The sequence below is a fragment of the Dokdonella aquatica genome (genome assembly GCF_051987395.1).
In the GTDB taxonomy this organism is placed as follows: domain Bacteria; phylum Pseudomonadota; class Gammaproteobacteria; order Xanthomonadales; family Rhodanobacteraceae; genus Dokdonella.
Genome location: NZ_CP197094.1, coordinates 3296477 through 3312628, shown reverse-complemented (window position 1 = coordinate 3312628; position 16152 = coordinate 3296477). Strand labels below are relative to the sequence as shown.

Here is a 16152-nt window from a genome sequence, read left to right as displayed (position 1 = left end):
ACCTCGCGGCGGATACCCGTCCAGACGTCCAAACGCCTTGGCGCCGCGCAACACGCGGCGCCAAGGCTTCACGATGACGCGCGCCTGCTCCGCATCGTCGGCGATGGATTCAGTTGCAACGAATCCATGCTGATTTCCCGCATCACGCACGCCCTCGAACCTCCGCGACACGCCGAGGCCGCGACGTCGTGCCCTGCCGTTCGGACGTCCATTCCAATTGACGCTTCGCAGCAAGTGTGATTGATTGCAGGAGCGCCGATCGCCGATCGTGCGCGTCGCGATATGGATTCGCTTGTAACGAATTTGCGCCGTGCGCGCCCCTCGGGATGGACGCGCGCGGCATGCCTGCGCAGGACGCTTTTTCGATGTCGCACAGCCCAACGCCATGCCTCCACGATCCGTCCTTCGACCATGACAGTTGCGGGTTCGGACTGATCGCGAGCATCGAAGGCCACGCCAGTGCGTGGCTCGTCGACCAGGCCTTCTCCGCGCTCGCGCGCATGTCGCACCGCGGTGGCGTCAACGGCGACGGCGTGACCGGCGACGGTTGCGGCATCCTGCTGCATCGCCCCGATGCATGGCTGCGCGCGCTCGCCGCCGAAGCCTCGATCACGCTCGCCACGCGCTTCGCCTCGGGCATCGTGTTCCTCGACCACGACGACGCCACGCGCGAGCGCGCACAGGACGCGCTCGCCGCGACGCTGCGCGCCGAAGGCCTCGCGGTGGCCGGCTGGCGCGACGTGCCGGTCGCCGACGAGCCCTGCGGACCGCTCGGCATCGCGAGCCGCCCGCGCATCCGCCAGGTGTTCGTCGACGCGCCCGACACGCTCGACGACGAGACCTTCGAGCGCGCGCTGTTCCGTGCACGCCGCCGCGCCGAGCTCGTGCTCGCCGCCGACACCGCGTTCTACGTCGTCACGCTGTCGCAGGCGACGATCGGCTTCAAGGCGATGGCCGCGCCGGGACGCCTGCGCGACGTGTTCCCCGACCTGCAGCGCACCGACCTCGCCAGCGACGCGGCGACGTTCCACCAGCGCTTCTCGACCAACACGCTGCCGAACTGGCGTCTCGCCCAGCCGTTCCGCCTGCTCGCGCACAACGGCGAGATCAACACGATCAAGGCCAACCGCAACTGGGCCACGGCACGCCAGGGCAAGCTGCGCTCGCCGAACGTGGAGCTGTCGGACCTCGGCGAGCTCGTGTCGACGCGCGGCTCGGATTCGCAGAGCCTCGACAACATGCTCGAGGTGCTCGTCGCGGGCGGCATCGACCTGCTCGCCGCGATGCGCATCCTCGTGCCGCCGGCGTGGAGCGCCGACGACAGCATCGACCAGGACCTCGAGGCGTTCTACCAGTACCACGCGCTGCACACCGAGCCGTGGGACGGCCCGGCCGGCCTCGTCATGTGCGACGCGCGCCACGCGGTCTGCGCGCTCGACCGCAACGGCCTGCGTCCGGCGCGCTGGTCGCGCAGCGACGACGGCCACCTCATCGTCGCCTCGGAAACGGGCCTGTGGGACGTGCCCGAGCAGCGCATCGTCGCCAAGGGCCGCCTCGGGCCGGGCCAGATGATCGCGGTCGACCTGCAGAACCACCGCCTGCTCGATTCGCCGGCGATCGACCGCATCAATGCCGCGCGCGCGCCGTACCGCCAGTGGCTGCGCGACGGCGTGATCTTCCTCGAGTCGCACCTGATCGATCCCGCGCTCGCGGCCGAGCCGTTCCCGCCCGACATGCTCGCGCGCTTCCAGAAGCAGTTCGCGCTGACCCGCGAGGAGCGCGACGTCGTGCTCAAGACGCTGGCCGAGACCGGCGCCGAGGCGACCGGCTCGATGGGCGACGACACGCCGATGGCCGTGCTGTCGCAGCAGTCGCGCTCGCTCTACGACTACTTCCGCCAGGCTTTCGCGCAGGTCACCAACCCGCCGATCGATCCGCTGCGCGAGCGCCTCGTGATGTCGCTCGTGACCCAGATCGGCCTGGAGGGCAACCTGTTCGACGAGTCGGCCGCGAACGCGCGCCAGGTGCTGCTGAGCGCGCCGGTGCTGTCGCAGCGCAAGCTGCGCCAGATCCTCGCGCTGCCGCACATCGTCGACAACCACGTCAAGATCGACCTCTACTACGACGAGCCGACCGGCCTCAGGGCCGCGCTCGAGGACGTCTGCCGCCAGGCCGAAGAGGCCGTGCGCAACGGCGCGGCCGTGGTGCTGCTGTCGGACCGCTACCCGGTGCCGGGCCTGACCCAGATCCACGCGCTGCTCGCGACCGGCGCCGTGCACGCGCACCTCACCCGCGTGCAGCTTCGCTGCGACTGCAACCTGCTCGTCGAGACCGGCACCGCACGCGACCCGCACCACTTCGCCTGCCTGATCGGCTTCGGCGCGACCGCGGTGTATCCGTTCCTGTCGTACCAGACGCTGTTCGACATGAACCGCCGCGGCGAGATCAAGGGCCGCCAGAACGAGCCCGTGCACGAGATCGGCCGCACCTACCGCCACGGCATCCGCAAGGGCCTGCTCAAGATCCTGTCGAAGATGGGCATCTCGACGATCGCCGGCTACCGCGGCGCGCAGCTGTTCGAGATCATCGGCCTGGACCGCGAGATCGTCGACATGTGCTTCCCGGGCACGCCGTCGCGCATCGGCGGCGCCGGCTTCGTCGACATCGAGAACGAGTACCGCGAGCAGCTCGCCGCGTCGCGCAACCCGAACTACACACTGCCGGCCGGCGGCCTGCTCAAGGCCGTGCCCGACGGCGAGTACCACATGTACAACCCGGGCGTGGTCGGCCACCTGCAGGCGGCCGTGCGCTCCGGCGATGCCTCGCGCTACCGCCAGTACGCCGAGGCCGTGAACACGCGCCCGCCGTCGGCACTGCGCGACCTGCTCGCGCTGCGCGACGACGTCGAGGCGATCCCGGTCGACGAGGTCGAGGCCGCCGACGGCATCCTCAAGCGCTTCGACTCGGCCGGCATGTCGCTCGGCGCGCTGTCGCCCGAGGCGCACGAGGCACTCGCGACCGCGATGAACCGCCTCGGCGCACGCTCGAACTCGGGCGAAGGCGGCGAGGATCCGTCGCGCTACGGCACCGAGCGCATGTCCAAGATCAAGCAGGTCGCCTCGGGTCGCTTCGGCGTCACGCCGGCCTACCTCGTCAACGCCGAGGTGCTGCAGATCAAGGTCGCGCAGGGAGCCAAGCCCGGCGAAGGCGGCCAGCTGCCCGGCGACAAGGTCAACGGCCTCATCGCGCGCCTGCGCTACGCCAAGCCCGGCATCGGCCTCATCTCGCCGCCGCCGCATCACGACATCTACTCGATCGAGGACCTCACCGAACTCATCCACGACCTGCGCGAGGTCAATCCGCAGGCGCTGGTCTCGGTCAAGCTCGTCTCGCACGCCGGCGTCGGCACGATCGCCGCGGGCGTGGTCAAGGCCGGCGCCGACCTCGTCACCGTGTCGGGTCACGACGGCGGCACCGGCGCGAGCCCGATCACCTCGATCCGCTACGCGGGCACGCCGTGGGAACTCGGCCTCGCCGAGACGCACCAGACGCTGGTCATGAACGGCTTGCGCGACCGCGTCATCGTGCAGACCGACGGCGGCCTCAAGACCGGCCTCGACGTGGTCAAGGCGGCGATCCTCGGCGCCGACTCGTTCGGCTTCGGCACCGGCCCGATGGTCGCGCTCGGCTGCAAGTACCTGCGCATCTGCCACCTCAATTCGTGCGCGACCGGCGTGGCGACGCAGAACGAGATCCTGCGCCGCAAGCATTTCCTCGGTGCGCCCGAGATGGTGCAGCACTTCTTCCAGTTCATCGCCGACGACGTGCGCGCGATCCTCGCCAGCCTCGGCGCACGCTCGATGCACGAGATCGTCGGCCGCACCGAACTGCTGCGCATCCTGCCCGGCATCACCGCCAAGCAGGCCAAGCTCGATCTCTCCCCGCTGCTGTCGCGCGCCGAGATGGCCGACGCCGTGCGCGGCGTCTGCGCGGCCGGTCCGCTCGCACCGGGCTCGACCGAAGTCGCGCTGGCGACCTCGCGCGATACGCATCCCGCGGTTGCGACGAAATCGGGCGGCACGTTCCGCTACGACGTCGGCAACGTCGACCGCGCGATCGGCGCGCGCCTGTCCGGCGACGTCGCACGCCTGTGGGGCGACCATGGCATGGCCGAGCATCCGATCACGCTCGAGCTCACCGGCTCGGCCGGCCAGAGCCTCGGCGCGTGGAACGCCGGCGGCGTGCACCTCGTGCTCACGGGCGACGCCAACGACGGCGTCGGCAAGGGCATGGCCGGCGGCCGCATCGTCGTGCGCCCGGCCGAAGGCACTACGTTCGCGACACAGGAGTCGAGCATCATCGGCAACACCTGCCTGTACGGCGCGACCGGCGGCGAGCTCTACGCCGCGGGCCGCGCGGGCGAGCGCTTCGCCGTGCGCAACTCGGGCGCGCTCGCCGTCGTCGAGGGCGTCGGCGACCACGGCTGCGAGTACATGACCGGCGGCACCATCGCCGTGCTCGGCCGCACCGGGCTCAACTTCGGCGCCGGCATGACGGGCGGTTTCGCCTACGTGCTCGACCTCGAACGCGACTTCGTCGACCGCTACAACCACGAGCTTGTCGACATCAACCGCATCTCGCTCGAGGGCATGGAGAATCACCTGCAGCACCTTCGCGCACTCATGCAGTCGCACATCGACCTCACGGGCAGTGCGTGGGCGCGCCGCCTCCTCGAGGATTTCCGCGAGGTGCTGCACAAGGTCTGGCTGGTCAAGCCGAAGGCCGCGAGCCTGGCCGCGCTGGCCGACGAACTGCGGGCGGCGGCATGAGCGAGAAGCCCTTCCCGTTCCTCAAGTTCGCCCGCAGCACGCCGCGCGAGGTGCCCGTGCCGATCCGCATCGTCGGCTTCGGCGAGATCCAGGAGGATTTCACCAACGGCGATGCCGGCGACCAGGCCTCGCGCTGCATCGACTGCGGCAATCCGTACTGCTCGTGGGCCTGCCCGCTCGGCAACCGCATCCCGCAGTGGCTCAAGCTCGTCAAGGACGGCCGCATCGAGGATGCGGCGACGCTCATGCACGAGACCAACCCGCTGCCCGAGATCTGCGGCCGCGTCTGCCCGCAGGACCGCCTCTGCGAGGGTGACTGCACGCTCGAGGAAGGCTTCGGCGCGGTGACGATCGGCGCGATCGAGCGCTCGGTCACCGATGCCGCGATCGCGGCAGGCTGGCGTCCGTCGGCCGCGCCCGCGATGACCGACAAGCGCGTCGCGATCGTCGGCGCGGGCCCCGCGGGCCTTTCCGCGGCCGACCGCCTCGTGCGCGCCGGCGTCGGCGTCGACGTGTTCGACCGCTACGAGGAGATCGGCGGCCTGCTCACGTTCGGCATCCCGGCGTTCAAGCTCGAGAAAGAAGTCGTCAGGACGCGTCGCGCCGTGCTCGAGGAGCTCGGCGTGCGTTTCCGCCTCGGTGTCGAGATCGGCCGCGACGTCGCCTTCGATGCGCTGCTCGCCGACTACGATGCCGTGTTCCTCGGCACCGGCGCCTACCGTTTCGTCGACGGCCGCATTCCCGGCCAGGACACGCCCGGCGTGCACGCGGCGCTGCCGTTCCTGATCGCCAACGCGCGCCAGCTGCTCGGCACCGCGGGCGAAGGCGACGTGCTGCCCGACGTCGCCGGCAAGCGCGTGGTCGTGCTCGGCGGCGGCGACACCGCGATGGATTGCGTGCGCACCTCGGTGCGCCTCGGTGCCGCGCGCGTGACCTGCGTCTACCGCCGCGACGAGGCCAACATGCCCGGCTCGCGCAAGGAAGTGAAGAACGCGAGGGACGAAGGCGTGATCTTCCGCTTCCAGGCACAGCCGGTCGCGATCACCGGCGACGGGATCGTCGACGGCGTCGCGATCGCCGAGACGCGCCTCGTCGACGACGGCAAGGGCCGTGCGCGCGCCGAAGTCGTCGAGGGCAGCGAGCAGGTCATCCCGGCCGACATCGTGATCCTCTCGTTCGGCTTCCTGCCGAGCCCGCCCGACTGGTGCGCGCCGGTCGGCATCGAGCTCGACACCGCCGGCAAGCTGCGCGTCGGCGGCGCACCGCGCCTGCCCTATCAGACCGCCCACGCGAAGGTGTTCGCGGGCGGCGACAACGTGCGCGGCGCCGACCTCGTCGTGCGCGCCGTGCTCGACGGCCGCGAGGCCGCGCGCTCGATCCTGCGCATGCTCGGCGTGGTCAGCTGACCACGCCGCGCGACCGAACCAGGACACGCACCACCATGCCCGACTACCGTTCCAGGACCTCCACGCACGGCCGCAACATGGCCGGCGCGCGCGCGCTGTGGCGCGCCACCGGCATGAAGGACGACGACTTCCACAAGCCGATCATCGCGATCGCGAATTCGTTCACGCAGTTCGTGCCGGGTCACGTGCACCTCAAGGACCTCGGCCAGCTCGTCGCGCGCGAGATCGAGCGCGTCGGCGGCGTCGCCAAGGAGTTCGACACGATCGCCGTCGACGACGGCATCGCGATGGGCCACGACGGCATGCTGTACTCGCTGCCCTCGCGCGAGATCATCGCCGACAGCGTCGAGTACATGGTCAACGCGCACTGCGCCGACGCGCTCGTGTGCATCTCCAACTGCGACAAGATCACGCCCGGCATGCTCATGGCCGCGCTGCGCCTCAACATCCCCACCGTGTTCGTCTCGGGCGGACCGATGGAAGCCGGCAAGACGCGCCTCGCCGACCACAAGCTCGACCTCATCGACGCAATGGTCATGGCCGCCGATCCCAACGCGAGCGACGAACAGGTCGCCGCGGTCGAGCGCAGCGCCTGCCCGACCTGCGGCTCGTGCAGCGGCATGTTCACGGCCAACTCGATGAACTGCCTCACCGAGGCTCTTGGCCTGTCGCTGCCCGGCAACGGCACCGTGCTGGCCACGCATGCGGATCGCGAGACGCTGTTCAAGCGTGCCGGCGTGCTCGCCGTCGAACTCTGCCACCGCTGGTACGGCGGCGAGGATCCGACCGCGCTCCCGCGCGGCATCGCGACGTTCCAGGCGTTCGAGAACGCGATGACGCTCGACATCGCGATGGGCGGCTCGACCAACACGATCCTGCACCTGCTCGCCGCGGCGCAGGAGGGCGAGGTGCCGTTCACGCTGCGCGACATCGACCGCCTGTCGCGGCGCGTGCCGCAGCTGTGCAAGGTCGCGCCGAACACGCAGAAGTACCACATCGAGGACGTGCACCGCGCCGGCGGCATCATGGCGATCCTCGGCGAGCTCGCGCGCGGCGGCCTGCTGCACACGGGCGTGCCGACCGTGCACGCGAGGACGCTCGACGCCGCGATCGCGGCCTGGGACGTCGGCGTCACGCAGGACGAGACCGTGCACACGTTCTACAAGGCAGGCCCGGCCGGTATCCCGACCCAGGTCGCGTTCTCGCAGGCGACGCGCTGGCCGAGCCTCGACACCGATCGCGCCGAGGGCTGCATCCGCGACGTCGGCCACGCGTTCTCGCAGGAAGGCGGCCTCGCCGTGCTCTACGGCAACATCGCGCGCGACGGCTGCGTCGTGAAGACCGCCGGCGTCGACGAATCGATCCACGTCTTCGAAGGCACCGCGAAGGTGTTCGAGAGCCAGGACGCCGCGGTCAAGGGCATCCTCGCCGACGAGGTCAAGGCCGGCGACGTCGTCGTGATCCGCTACGAAGGCCCGAAGGGCGGACCCGGCATGCAGGAGATGCTCTACCCGACCTCGTACCTGAAGTCGAAAGGCCTCGGCAAGAAGTGCGCGCTGCTCACCGACGGCCGCTTCTCGGGAGGCACTTCGGGCCTGTCGATCGGCCATGCCTCGCCCGAGGCGGCCGCGGGCGGCGCGATCGGCCTCGTGCGCGACGGCGACCGCATCCTCATCGACATCCCGCGCCGCGCGATCGACCTGCTCGTCTCCGACGACGAGCTGGCCGCGCGCCGCGCCGAGCAGGACGCCACGGGCTGGAAGCCCGCGCAACCGCGACCGCGCAAGGTCAGCACCGCGCTCAAGGCCTACGCGCTGCTCGCGACGAGTGCCGACAAGGGCGCCGTGCGCGACAAGGCGCTGCTCGACGGGTGAGGCGTCCGGCGCTCCCGCCGTCGAGCACGACGGTCCCGGTGATGCATGTCGGTGTGCAGACTCGTTTCCGCGGTAGCCGCACATGGTTGCATCTCTTCCCTTCTCCCTCCGGGAGAAGGTGGCCCTAAGGGCCGGATGAGGGTCCGGGACCGTGTCGATGATCGGTCGTCATACGATCCCGCCCCTCTCCCGGAGAGCGAGGAGCTGAGCACAGGCCACTGAGGGAAGATGCGTCGAGCCTGTGCAAAGGAGCGACGCCGAGTGCCGGGAAACACCCTACGACAGTGCCGCTGACGGCGCGACGCGATGGAAGGATGGTCCCGGGACAGAAATCAAGCATCTCTGCATCCGCCATGTGGTCAGGACCGCGCGCGATCAATGCACTGCCTCGCAGCGCAAGCTTCGGTCACGCCCGTGATGCCCTCATGCCCGACGCGCCCTTTGCGGGCCTGCCCCGCTGTGCTCTGATCGAGGTCCACTCCCCGCCGACGTCCAGACGCATGCGCCGATTCCTCGCGACCGCCCTGCTTCCGCTCTGCCTCGCCACCGCGCCTCACGCATACGCCGACGACGCACCGTCGGCGCGCGCGATCGCGTTGCACAAGCGCGTGCTCGTGCTCGACAGCCACCTCGACACGCCCGCGTTCTTCGAGCGTCCGGGCTGGAACATCCTCGATCGCCACCGCCACGACACCGACTTCTCGCAGGTCGACTACCCGCGCATGGTCGAAGGCGGCCTCGACGGCGGCTTCTGGGTCGTCTACACGGGCCAGGGCGAACGCACGCCGGCCGGCGACCTCAAGGCGCGCGATGCGGGACTGCGGAGACTCGTGTCGATACGCGAGATGGTCGCCGCGAACCCGGCACAGTTCGAACTCGCGCTGCGCGCCGACGATGCCGCACGCATCAAGAAGGCCGGCAAGCGCATCGTGTTCATCAGCATCGAGAACGCGTCGCCGCTCGCGCAGGATCCGAGCCTGCTGTCGACGTACTACGCGCTCGGCGCACGCATGCTCGGCCTCGTGCACACCTCGAACAACGCGTTCGCCGATTCGTCGACCGACGCGAAAGGCCCCGAGTGGAACGGCCTGAGCCCGGCGGGGCGCGCGCTCGTCGCCGAGGCCAACCGGCTCGGCATGGTCATCGACCAGTCGCATGCGAGCGACGCCGTGTTCGACCAGTTGCTCGAGCTCTCGACGACGCCGATCGTGCTCTCGCACAGCGGCCCGGATGCCGTGCACGAGCACCCGCGCAACATCGACGACGCGCGCATCCGCAAGCTCGCCGCCAAGGGCGGCGTGATCCAGGTCAACTCGCTGAGCGCCTACCTCATCGAGACGCCCGACATCCCCGAGCGCAAGGCGGCGCTGTCGGCGTTCTACAAGGCGTTCGGCAGCGACGCCACGCCCGAGCAGCGGCGCGACCTCGCGCGCCAGCGCCGCGAGATCGATGCGAAGTACCCGGTGCCGAAGGCCACGTTCGAGGACTACATGAAGCACCTGCTGCACGTGCTCGAGGTCGCCGGCCCCGACCACGTCGGCCTCGGCGCCGACTGGGACGGCGGCGGCGGCGTGACCGGCCTCGACGACGTCTCGAACCTGCAGCGCATCACCGACCGCCTGCTGCGTGCGGGCTACACCGACGCCCAGGTCGAGGCGATCTGGGGCGGCAACCTGCTGCGCGTCATGCGTGCGGCCGAGGCGGCCGCGGCGAAGCGCTGAACAGCGACGGTACACGCGAAGCATGGGGTCAGGTTCATTTTTTTCCTGCAGCGATGACCCGGCCTTGCGGGGTGTGAAGGAAAAAATGAACCTGACCCCAGCTTTACCGGCGTCGCACCGAAGAAGCATGCCCCTGAAGTACGACCTGCTGTTCGACGCGTGACAGCGGCGACGTGAATGCTGCGGGCCTGGCGGCCCTCGTCATGCCCCGTGTCCACAATCTGGGGTCAGGTTCATTTTCCCTCGTCGCCCGACGCAGTGCGGACATCGCCCAGAGAAAATGAACCTGACCCCATATCGTCGCGAGGGGAGAGGGGCTAGAGCGACATGCTCCATAGACTCCTCGGACGTCGATGCGTTGCTCGGCGACGAGCACCCGCCGCCGCGACGGGTACGCGACACATGAGGTCGGAACCTCGTCACGCTTCCGCCCCCTCTCCCCAGCCCCTCTCCCGCGAGGGGAGAGGGGCTGGAGCGACATGCTCTGGATCGGCGACACGATGACCGAGCGCGGAGCGTCCGCGAGGCAAACCCGGATCGTCGCGGTGATGCTCTCCGAGCAGCCGAAAGCGCGCACGGCGACCGTGCCGTTCGAACAACCGCGACACGAGATCGAGCACGCTGAAGGCTCGCGAGGGAGCATCGCAAAAGACGCGCCGGCGCCGGCATGACCGACGATGCGCTGGTCTCCCCTCTCCCCTTGCGGGAGAGGGGCTGGGGGAGAGGGGGCGCAAGAATGACGCGATCCACGCACACGCGCCCCTCGTCCCGGCGCATCGACACGTCCCGAAAGACCCCGCGCACGCCGTGCGCGTGCGCGGGGTGAGACGTCAGAGCGCGCCGCCGCCGAAGCGCTGCGTGTACTGCACGTAGTAGGCGCGGCCCATCGCGTCGAACCACGAGATGTCGTAGTACGGATACGCCGTGTAGGTCGGATCCTTGGGCGGCATCTTGTCGAACAGGTTGGTGACCGAGAACGCGAGCTGCGCACGCTCGTTGAAGCGGTACTGCATCGACGCGTTGTAGCGGTAGGTCGCGCCGATCCAGGCCTTCTCGCCCTCGCTGAGGTCGACGATCTGGTCGTAGGAGTCGGAGTTCGGAAGACGGCCGAGGCGCTGGCCGTGCAGCGTGACCGTCCAGGCGTTGCGCTCCCACGACACGCTTGCGCTGGCCTTGCTGCGCGGGATGTCGAAACCGCTGTTGACCGCGAACTGGTCGATCGTCGCGTCGCCCGTGTACTGCTGGAACGAATGCTCGTGCGTCCACGTGTAGTTGCCGCTGAAGCGGAAGTCGCCGATGCCGGTCTCGAGGCGGTAGTGCGCGCTGAGGTCGACGCCGTTGGTGCGCTCGCGGGCGACGTTGATCGGGTTGACCGTGACGCCGTAGAGGTTGCCGTTGGCGAGGCGGTTGACGCGCGCGATCGCGTCGACGCAGCTCGGCGACGACGGATCCACGGCGTTGCCGTTCACGTCGCTGCCGAGGCGGCAGTTGGCTTCGAGCTGCAGCAGGCGGTCGGTGCTGAGATCCTGCACCTGGTCGCGCATGTCGATGTCGAACCAGTCGATCGAGACGTCGAGGTTGGCCATCGGCGACCACACGAAGCCGGCGGTCCACGACGTGCTCGTCTCGGGACCGAGCGAGCGGCTGCCCGCACGCGTGCGGATCAGACCTTCGTCGGAGTACGAGCAGTCGGTGATGTCGGTGTCGGGTTCCTCGACGCGGCAGCGGTAGTAGTCGGCGCCCGAGGTCTCGTCGTTGCCGGTGCCGGCGTAGACGTAATGCAGGTCCGGCGCGCGGAATGCGGTGCCGTAGGAGCCACGCGCGAGCAGGCTGTCGAGCGGGCGCCACTCGATGCCGGCGCTCCAGGTGAACTTGTCGGCGCTGCGACCCGCGAAACGGTAGTCATCGTAGCGGCCGGCGAGACTCACGTTGACGCTCTCGAACACGGGCAGGCGCAGTTCGCCGGCCGTGGCCCAGCGGTTGCGGCTGCCGTGGCCGTCGGAATCCTTCCAGCTGTAGTAGTAGTACTGGGTCGCGAGCGGGTCGGGCTTGAGGTCGTAGTCCTGCCGACCGACCTCGACGACGCCCGCGAAACCCGCCGGGCCGGCCGGCAGCTCGAACAGGTTCGTGTTGGACAGCGTGAACGCGAGCGTGTCGCTGCGCGATTCGGGGTTGTAGACGGTGCGGGCCGCGATCGAATCGTATTCGCTGCGCGTGAGCGGCGTGTACAGGCGATCGGGATCGGCATCGAAGATCGGGTAACCGCTGTCATCGTCGATGCCGAGTTGCGGACCGAGGAACAGGTTGTTGGCCGCCGCCGCGACGATCTGCGGCCAGCTGATGCGCGCCTTGTACTGCGAGTGGCTCAGCGAGGCCTCGTAGTCCCATGCACTGCCGAAGCTGCCCTTGAGCCCGGTCGTGAAGCTGAAGGTCTTCTGCGTCGTCTCGATCATGCCGCGCTTGAGGCCGCCCATCTCCTCGGGCGTGAACTGGCGGCCCCAGTATTCGACCTGACCCGTGGCGTCGTTGTAGAAGTAACCTTCCTCGTTGCCGTCCGGCGCCATGTAGCTCCACTGCGCGACGTCGCGGAACAGCTCGACCTTGCTGTGGCCGAGCTGCACGTCGGCGAACCAGTTCAGCGTATCGCCGAGCGGCATCGTCATCGACGTGTAGGTGTTGATGCCCTTGCGTTCGCTCAGGATCGTGCCGTAGCCGATCGATTCGCGGCTGCCGCAGAACTGGCCGTAGTTCTGGCGGAACGCGTAGATCGTGGTGCCGCCGTTGAGGCCGGCGAGCGCGGCGCATCGCTCCTCGGTCGGATCGATGTAGTCGTCGTAGTAGTCCGTGCGCAGGAACGTGCGGCGCGGCGTCTGCGAGCGCGAGGTCGGCGCATCGGCGGTCGAGTCCTGGATCTTGCGGTCGTACGCCCACAGAGGCTTCTGGTCGAGCAGCTCGGCGCCGAACACGAGGTTGAAGTCGCCGCGCGTGAAGCCGGTCGAGAGATTCAGCGTGTACGACTCGGCGCCGCCGCGCTCGGTGTCGCCGTAGCGGAAATCGAGCGTGGTGCCGTCGGCCTGCTTCTTGAGGATGAAGTTGACCACGCCCGAGATCGCGTCGGAACCGTACACGGCCGAGGCACTGCCGGTGAGGATCTCGATGCGCTCGATCATGCCGACCGGGATGTTGGAGATGTCGGTGAAGTTGCTGCGGCCCTTGAACGGCATCGGGAAGTCGGCGATGCGGCGGCCGTTGACGAGCACGAGCGTGTGGTTGGGCCCGAGGCCGCGCAGGTCGACCTGCTGCGCACCGGGCGAGAAATCGGCACCACTGCCCGACTGCTGGCTCTGCGTCTCGCCGCCGTTCTGCGTCATCGCGCGCAGCACGTCGGGCACGCTGATGAACCCGTTGGCCTTGATCTCCTCGGCGGTCATGACGGTGACCGGCGCGGGGCCTTCGACCTGCGCGCGCGGGATGCGCGAGCCGGTCACCTGGATCGCCTCGAGCGCCTCGACGTTGTCGGACGCGGGCGTACCCTGCGCGGAGGCGGGGGTGGAAAGGGTGGCAGCACAAAGCGCGCCCGAAATCGCCAGCGCGAGCGGCAACACGTTCACATGGGTGTGCATGGTCGTTCTCTGGAGGGATGGACCCGGCATGGCCGGACCCCGTCCGATCGCCCCGTCCGTTCTCCCCCGGCACGGCGCGTCGCGACGGCGAGCGCATTCTGCGACGACGCGCGGATTTCCGCCACGCTGCGCCGCGGCAACGAATGGCAGTGGGCATCGACGGAGCTTGGTGCGAGACTGCCGCGCCCATGTTCCGACACCGGACACCGTCGATGCGCCTGCGTCTCCCATGCCTCGTCGCCGCCGCACTGCTCGTCCTCGTGCTCGCGCTGCCTGCGGGCACGGCGCTCGCCGATCCCGGCCACGTCCACCACGCCATCGGCGATCCCGCACGCGACGTGCAGGCGAAGACGACGCCCGGACTCATGCTCATGGGTGGCGGCGAATGGCCCGACGAGGCGTTCACGTGGTTCACCGAACACGCCGGCCGCGGCCATCTCGTGATCCTGCGTGCCTCGCTCGGTGCCGAACTGCAGCGCAAGTGGCAGGAACGCTTCGGTCCGGTCGCGTCGTTGCAGACCTTCGTGTTCCACGACCGCCGCGGTGCCGACGACGCGACGCTGCTCGAGGCGGTGCGTCGCGCCGACGGCATCTTCATCGCCGGTGGCGACCAGTCGCGCTACCTGCGCTACTGGAAAGGCACACCGCTTGCGGCCGCGCTCGAGAAGCATGTGCATGACGGCAAGCCGCTCGGCGGCACGAGTGCCGGCCTCGCGATCCTCGGCGCGACGGTCTACGGCGCGCTCGACGGCCGCAGCATCACCTCGGCGCAGGCCTTGCGCGATCCGCTCGGTCCCGGCCTCACGCTCGATCACGGTTTCCTGCGCCTGCCGCATCTCGATCGCATCCTCACCGACAGCCATTTCGCCGAGCGCGATCGGCTCGGCCGACTCGTAGCATTCCTCGCGCGCGCCGCGCATGACGAGGGCCGCGACGACCTCGTCGGCCTCGGCATCGACGAAGACACCGCACTGTGCCTGGAAGGCGACGGTCGCGGCCGCGTGTTCACGCGCGGCGGTGGCCTCGCCTGGCTCGTCGAACCCGTACACGGCCCGGAGCGCGTCGAGGCGGCCACGCCGCTCACGTTCACCGGCCTGCGCGTGACCGGTATCGGCACGGGGAGCCGCGTCGACCTCGCCGCGCTGCGCGTCGAGTCGCCCGCGTTCACGTCGCGCGTCGACGTGCGCGACGGCGTCCTCGAGCGCCGAGACGATGCCGCGAAGACCGCAACCACCCAGCGCTGAACGCCCCGTCCAACACTTTCCCGGAATGCCCGACACGATGAAACGCCTGCCTGCCCTGCTCCTCGCCGCGCTCTGTCCTGCCGCGTTCGCGGCGACGCCCGCGAAGCCGCTGCTCGTGATCCACGGCGGCGCCGGTGTCGAGCGCGCGACGATGACGCCCGAGATCGAGGCCGAGGTGCGCAAGGCGCTGACGCTCGCGCTCACGCGCGGCCACGCCGAGCTCGCGGCAGGCAAGCCCGCGCTCGACGCGGTCACGGCGGCGATCACGACGCTCGAGGACGATCCGAACTTCAACGCCGGCAAGGGTGCGGTGTTCACGCACGACGGCACCAACGAACTCGACGCCTCGCTCATGGACGGTGCGACGCGACGCGCCGGCGCGATCGCGGGCGTGCACCGCGTGCGCAACCCGATCACGCTCGCGCGCGCCGTCATGGAGCAGTCCAGGCACGTCATGATGGTCGGCGACGGCGCCGAGGCGTTCGCGAAGAGCGTCGGCGTGACGCTGGTCGATCCGTCGTACTTCCGCACCGAACGTCGCTGGGAGCAGCTGCAGAAGGCCTTGCGCGAGGAGAAGGCCGGCCAGGCCAGCACGGATCTCGAAACCGCGAAACACTTCGGCACGGTCGGCGCGGTCGCGCTCGATCGCGCCGGCAAGCTCGCCGCAGGCACCTCGACGGGCGGCATGACCAACAAGCGCTACGGCCGCGTCGGCGATTCGCCGGTGATCGGCGCGGGCACCTGGGCCGACGCGAACTGCGCGGTCTCGGGTACGGGCTGGGGCGAGTTCTACCTGCGCACGGCCGCCGCGCACACGATCTGCACCCGCATGGGGTTGCTCAAGGAATCGCCGACCAAGGCCGGCGAAGCCGTCATCAACGGCGAGGTGCCCGCGCTCGGCGGTGACGGCGGCGCGATCGTGCTCGGCGCCGATGGACGCTTCGCGATGCCGTTCAACACCGAAGGCATGTACCGCGGCTGGATCGGTGCCGACGGCGTCGCCCACGTGGCGATCTACCCCGACGAGCGCGCGCCGTGACGGGTGGCCACGCGCCGCCGCAGCCGGTCCCGCATCCGGGCCGGCAAGGCCTGCCGGGCTGGGCCTGGGCGCTGATCCTCGGCTTCGGTCTGCTCGCGGTCACCGCCGCAGCGGGCATTTCCTGGCTGCTCTCGGCCGGCATGGACGTGTTCAAGGACCAGGCCCGCACCGCGCTGCAGGAGGACCCGGTCGTCGCACGCCACATCGGCGAGATCCGCGTGATCGAGACCGACCTCATGCGTACGGGCGCTCTGCCGGGTGCGGAGGACTTCGCATTCCGCCTCGAGGGCAGCCTCGGCAAGGGCCGCGTCGAGGCGCGCTTCATCAGCACGTTCGGCAGCGAGATCCTCGGCAAGGGCACACTGTACCTCGACGACGGCCGCACGTTCCCGCTGCCGGGAAGCGCGGACTGACGC

General features: G+C 69.7%; 9 protein-coding genes. 8 read left to right on the top strand and 1 reads right to left on the bottom strand.

Translation table 11 applies throughout. The features are described from left to right. The first annotated feature begins 365 nt into the window (after positions 1–365). The 5 genes from gltB (at position 366) to ACQQ2N_RS14795 (ending at position 10501) form a co-directional block, all read left to right on the top strand. The gene (gene gltB, locus ACQQ2N_RS14815) at positions 366–4829 is read left to right on the top strand and encodes a glutamate synthase large subunit (RefSeq protein ID WP_440222350.1); all 4464 of its coding nucleotides are present in this window, start codon (positions 366–368) and stop codon (positions 4827–4829) included. Further along, positions 4826–6235, top strand: a complete 1410-nt coding sequence (locus ACQQ2N_RS14810) for an FAD-dependent oxidoreductase (protein WP_440222349.1) — start codon at positions 4826–4828, stop codon at positions 6233–6235. Before gltB ends, ACQQ2N_RS14810 begins: the two co-directional genes overlap by 4 nt. Positions 6236–6270: 35 nt before the next feature. Next, the gene (gene ilvD, locus ACQQ2N_RS14805) at positions 6271–8109 is read left to right on the top strand and encodes a dihydroxy-acid dehydratase (protein WP_440222348.1); all 1839 of its coding nucleotides are present in this window, start codon (positions 6271–6273) and stop codon (positions 8107–8109) included. 500 nt (positions 8110–8609) lie between these two features. Further along, positions 8610–9830, top strand: coding sequence for a membrane dipeptidase (locus ACQQ2N_RS14800; protein ID WP_440222347.1), 1221 nt, complete (start codon positions 8610–8612; stop codon positions 9828–9830). Positions 9831–10309: 479 nt separating this feature from the next. Next, positions 10310–10501: a hypothetical protein gene (locus tag ACQQ2N_RS14795; protein ID WP_440222346.1), complete on the top strand. Its 192-nt coding sequence runs from the start codon at positions 10310–10312 to the stop codon at positions 10499–10501. Between the two features lie 159 nt (positions 10502–10660). Here the strand turns inward: ACQQ2N_RS14795 and ACQQ2N_RS14790 are convergent, their stop codons facing one another. Beyond that, positions 10661–13453, bottom strand: a complete 2793-nt coding sequence (locus ACQQ2N_RS14790) for a TonB-dependent receptor plug domain-containing protein (protein ID WP_440222345.1) — start codon at positions 13451–13453, stop codon at positions 10661–10663. Between the two features lie 212 nt (positions 13454–13665). Here ACQQ2N_RS14790 and ACQQ2N_RS14785 point away from each other — a divergent pair, with 212 nt between their 5' ends. From ACQQ2N_RS14785 to ACQQ2N_RS14775, 3 genes are read left to right on the top strand one after another with little or no spacing between them, the layout of a single operon-like run. Next, the gene (locus tag ACQQ2N_RS14785; RefSeq protein ID WP_440222344.1) at positions 13666–14697 is read left to right on the top strand and encodes a cyanophycinase; all 1032 of its coding nucleotides are present in this window, start codon (positions 13666–13668) and stop codon (positions 14695–14697) included. A gap of 37 nt (positions 14698–14734) precedes the next feature. Beyond that, complete coding sequence (locus ACQQ2N_RS14780; protein ID WP_440222343.1) at positions 14735–15736, top strand: isoaspartyl peptidase/L-asparaginase family protein; 1002 nt, start codon at positions 14735–14737, stop codon at positions 15734–15736. Further along, positions 15733–16149, top strand: coding sequence for a hypothetical protein (locus ACQQ2N_RS14775; protein WP_440222342.1), 417 nt, complete (start codon positions 15733–15735; stop codon positions 16147–16149). The genes ACQQ2N_RS14780 and ACQQ2N_RS14775 overlap by 4 nt, the downstream gene beginning before the upstream one ends. Positions 16150–16152 lie beyond the last annotated feature (3 nt).

Excerpts from the sequence above, each read along its gene's own strand:
- ACQQ2N_RS14800 (WP_440222347.1), top strand. The coding sequence starts at position 8,610 with ATGCGCCGATTCCTCGCGACCGCCCTGCTTCCGCTCTGCCTCGCCACC.
- ACQQ2N_RS14790 (WP_440222345.1), bottom strand. The coding sequence starts at position 13,453 with ATGCACACCCATGTGAACGTGTTGCCGCTCGCGCTGGCGATTTCGGGC.
- ACQQ2N_RS14780 (WP_440222343.1), top strand. The coding sequence starts at position 14,735 with ATGAAACGCCTGCCTGCCCTGCTCCTCGCCGCGCTCTGTCCTGCCGCG.
- gltB (WP_440222350.1), top strand. The coding sequence starts at position 366 with ATGTCGCACAGCCCAACGCCATGCCTCCACGATCCGTCCTTCGACCAT.
- ACQQ2N_RS14785 (WP_440222344.1), top strand. The coding sequence starts at position 13,666 with ATGCGCCTGCGTCTCCCATGCCTCGTCGCCGCCGCACTGCTCGTCCTC.
- ACQQ2N_RS14810 (WP_440222349.1), top strand. The coding sequence starts at position 4,826 with ATGAGCGAGAAGCCCTTCCCGTTCCTCAAGTTCGCCCGCAGCACGCCG.
- ACQQ2N_RS14795 (WP_440222346.1), top strand. The coding sequence starts at position 10,310 with ATGCTCTGGATCGGCGACACGATGACCGAGCGCGGAGCGTCCGCGAGG.
- ilvD (WP_440222348.1), top strand. The coding sequence starts at position 6,271 with ATGCCCGACTACCGTTCCAGGACCTCCACGCACGGCCGCAACATGGCC.